The 612-nt window shown below is 52.9% G+C and carries 1 protein-coding gene; it reads right to left on the bottom strand.

All coding sequences use genetic code 11. The features are described from left to right. Positions 1-612 (bottom strand): hypothetical protein (locus MKP05_RS21410; RefSeq protein WP_240570153.1); only part of this gene is annotated, 612 nt, incomplete at both ends.

Below are 612 nucleotides of genomic sequence, written 5' to 3' on the forward strand. Positions count from 1 at the left end.
GGGGCTTTCGGTCTGTAATTGCAGGTGCTCAAAAACGATCCCTTTAAAATCCGCTGTCTTTTTATCGGGGTCATCGCTGTTACTGGCGGCGATGTCCAGGCTTCCGTGCAAGATGGCTTTAGGACGGAAACGCCCTTCCCTTGTTTTCAGTTCCACATAGGAGTTGGCCTCCAGGTTGGCCTTGGCCTTGAACACATCAAAGGATAAATGCTCCTGCAAGCCTGCCGAGAGGATGTATTCTTCGTTTACCGGGTCAATGATGGCCCCGTAGGCCAGGGCTTTTTTTCTGATGGCCATGGTATCCGCCTTTTGCAGCTCTTCAGTGGTAACCTCTTTGGTGACCGGGAGTACCAATTGCCCGTTAAAACCGGCGCCGGTGAGCTGGTTGGCCACAAAATCCGCTTCGATATGGTCGACCGAGAACTGCCAGCCGGAGGCTTCCCCTTCATTAAGGGGCAAGAGGTTGTCCACGGAGAAATACCCGGAGACCCCCATGCCGTCTATGAGCATATCGGCGGCCTGAAAGGAAACCCGCTGCTCACTGTTTCGTATTTTGAACTGTTCGGGCAAAACCACTTTTAAGGAATTGACATAGACCCCGCGCCAAAGCTC

Origin of the sequence: Halomonas flagellata, assembly GCF_022487945.1 — a bacterium.
GTDB lineage: Bacteria > Pseudomonadota > Gammaproteobacteria > Pseudomonadales > Halomonadaceae > Halomonas > Halomonas flagellata.